This is a genomic window from Pseudomonas sp. UBA4194 (genome assembly GCF_002379585.1).
Lineage (GTDB): Bacteria > Pseudomonadota > Gammaproteobacteria > Pseudomonadales > Pseudomonadaceae > Aquipseudomonas.
Window position 1 is genome coordinate 1 of record NZ_DFUE01000078.1, and the last position, 2713, is coordinate 2713.

Below are 2713 nucleotides of genomic sequence, written 5' to 3' on the forward strand. Positions count from 1 at the left end.
CCGCTCCCACAGGGGGGGGTGGGGGGGGGGGTTGGGGATCTGCGGGTGGCGCAGATCCCGTGTGGGAGCGGGTTCTACCCGCGATGGGGCCCGTATGGCCTCAGGTGATGTCGGCCTTGGCCGGTTCGTCCAGGCCCATGGCATGCAGGCGGGCGTAGAAGCCGTTTTGTGCCAGCAACTGGTGATGGGTGCCGCGCTCGACGATACGCCCCTGGTCCATCACCAGGATCTGATCGGCCTTCTCGATGGTCGACAAGCGGTGCGCGATCACCAGCGTGGTGCGGCCTTTCATCACATGATCCAGCGCGGCCTGGATATGCCGCTCGGACTCGGTATCCAACGCCGAAGTGGCCTCGTCCAGAATCAGCAACGGCGCATTCTTGAGCAAGGCGCGCGCAATCGCCAGACGCTGGCGCTGGCCGCCGGAAAGCAGCACGCCGTTCTCGCCCACCTGGGTATCGAAACCCTCGGGCAGCTGGTCGACGAACTCCTTGGCATAGGCATCGGCTGCCGCAGCGACGATATCCTCGCGGGGCGCATCGGCCAGATCGCCATAGGCGATGTTGTTGGCCACAGTGTCGTTGAACAGGGTGACGTTCTGGGTCACCAGCGCAATGTGCTTGCGCAGGTTGCGCAGCTGGTAGTCCTCGATCTCCACGCCATCGAGCAGCACTTCGCCCTGGCTGTGGTGATAGAACCGCGGAATCAACCCGGCCAATGTCGACTTGCCGCTGCCGGAACGCCCCACCAGCGCGATCATCTCGCCCGGCTTGGCGGTGAAATTGATATCGCTCAATACCTGGCGCTCGGTACCCGGATAGGTGAAGTTCAGGTTGCGCACTTCCAGCAAGCCACTGACCCGCGCACGTTCCACGGAACCGGTGTCCAGTTCGGGCTCGACATCCAGTTGCTCGAAGATGCTCTCGGCCCCGGCCACGCCCTTCTGCACGGTGGAGCTGACTTCCGACAACTGCCGAATTGGCTTGGGCAACAGGCCGGCGGCGGTGATGTAGGCCACCAGATCACCCGCCGTGGCGTCACCGCGCATGTACAGCACCAGGAACATCAGCACGGCCATCGCGGTGTAGATCACCAGCTGCAGCATGGGCGTATAGATGGCGCCGGTCTTGGTCATGCGCAGCTGCTTGTCGGTGTTGCCCTGGCTGGCCTTGGCGAAGCGGGTTTCTTCGTACTGCTCGCCACCGAAGCTGCGCACCACCCGATAGCCCTGAATGGTTTCGGAGGCCACATGGGTGACGTCGCCCATGGCCACCTGGATCTTCTTGCTCTGCTTGCGAAATTTCTTGCTGGTGCTGCCCACCATCACGGCGATCAGCGGCAGGATGGCCAGCATCACCAGCGTCAGCTTCCAGTTCATCCAGATCAGGTAGATGAACAGGAACACCACCGTCAGGCCTTCGCGGATCACCACCTTGATGGCGTCGGTGGCGGCGCCAGTGACCATGGTCACGTTGAAGGTGATGCGCGAGATCAGGTGCCCGGAGTTGTGGGTGTCGAAGTAGCGGTTGGGCAGCACCAGCAGTTTGTTGAACAGCTCGACCCGCAGGTCGTGCACCAGGCCCAGGGAAACCTTGGCCAGGAAGTAGTTGCCCAGGTAGGAACCCAGGCCCTGCCAGGCCGCGATCAGCACGATCAGGATCGGCACCGCTTGCAGCAATTGCAGGTCGCGCAGGTAGGGAACGTTGGGGAACAGCACCGCTTCGGGGTTGCTCAGGCCATCGACGAAATACTTCAGGATGCCGGCCAGCATGGGCTGGGTGGAGGCGAAAATCACGAAGCCGATGATGCTGATCAGAAACATGCCCACATAGGGACGCACGTAGCTGAGCAATCGCAGGTAGATTTTCAGGCTCGAATCCTGTTCCGCTGGGCGCGGTGAATCACTCATCGTTGAACTCACTGTTGGCGTAGAGCGGGGATTTTATCACAGGGGTGGGGGGCTGGGTCTTGTGGTGGACGGTCGCCTCGGTGCAGGCGCCAAACCCCAGCAACAGTAGAACTGCCCACCCTTTTTCGGCATCATGCCACCCGCCCTCTTCACTCAAGGCTTTATCACAATGCAATGCACCCGGCTGCCCCAGGCTGCTTTTGAAACGCTCGTCGCCGGCGCCAAGGTATTGGAAGCCGACAGCCATGGCGCGAAAGTCTACCTGCTCGCCGACGGGAACATACTCAAGCTGTTCCGCCGCAAGCGGTTGCTGTCATCGGCCCTGCTGCGGCCCTATTCGGCGCGTTTCATCAGCAATGCCGAACGCTTGCACGAATTGGGCATCCCCACCCTCAAGGTGCTGCAGCACTATCGCCTGGACACACCCGGTATCACCGCGGTGCTCTACGAACCGCTGCCCGGCCGGAATCTGCGCCAGCTGATGGACACCGCCGAATTCACCTGGCAGCAAAGCCTGGAACCCTTGATTGCGATGGTCCGGCGGCTGCATCGGTCCGGGGTGTATTTTCGCTCGCTGCACCTGGGCAACATCATCGTCACGCCCGAGGGGACGTTGGGGCTGATCGACATGGCCGACATGAGCTTCACCCGCGGGCCGCTGTCGCGGCGGCTGATCAAACGCAATCTGGAGCATTTTGCGCGGTATTTGCAGCGGGAGAAGCTGACGGAGTGTTTTCCGTTGGCGGAGATGCGGCGGGCGTTGTTGGGGTAGGGTTGGGATCGGGGGTGGGTGGTCCCCTCACC

The 2713-nt window shown here is 62.2% G+C and carries 2 protein-coding genes; one reads left to right on the forward strand and one right to left on the reverse strand.

What is annotated here, in order from left to right; translation table 11 throughout:
• Positions 1 to 100: 100 nt before the first annotated feature.
• A complete protein-coding gene (msbA, locus tag B3397_RS19160) occupies positions 101 to 1909 on the reverse strand; it encodes a lipid A export permease/ATP-binding protein MsbA (protein WP_296253155.1) in 1809 nt (602 codons plus the stop codon).
• 169 nt (positions 1910 to 2078) lie between these two features.
• Here msbA and B3397_RS19165 point away from each other — a divergent pair, with 169 nt between their 5' ends.
• Positions 2079 to 2681 (forward strand): lipopolysaccharide kinase InaA family protein, encoded by a 603-nt coding sequence (locus B3397_RS19165; RefSeq protein WP_296253156.1) that lies wholly within the window; start codon positions 2079 to 2081, stop codon positions 2679 to 2681.
• Positions 2682 to 2713 lie beyond the last annotated feature (32 nt).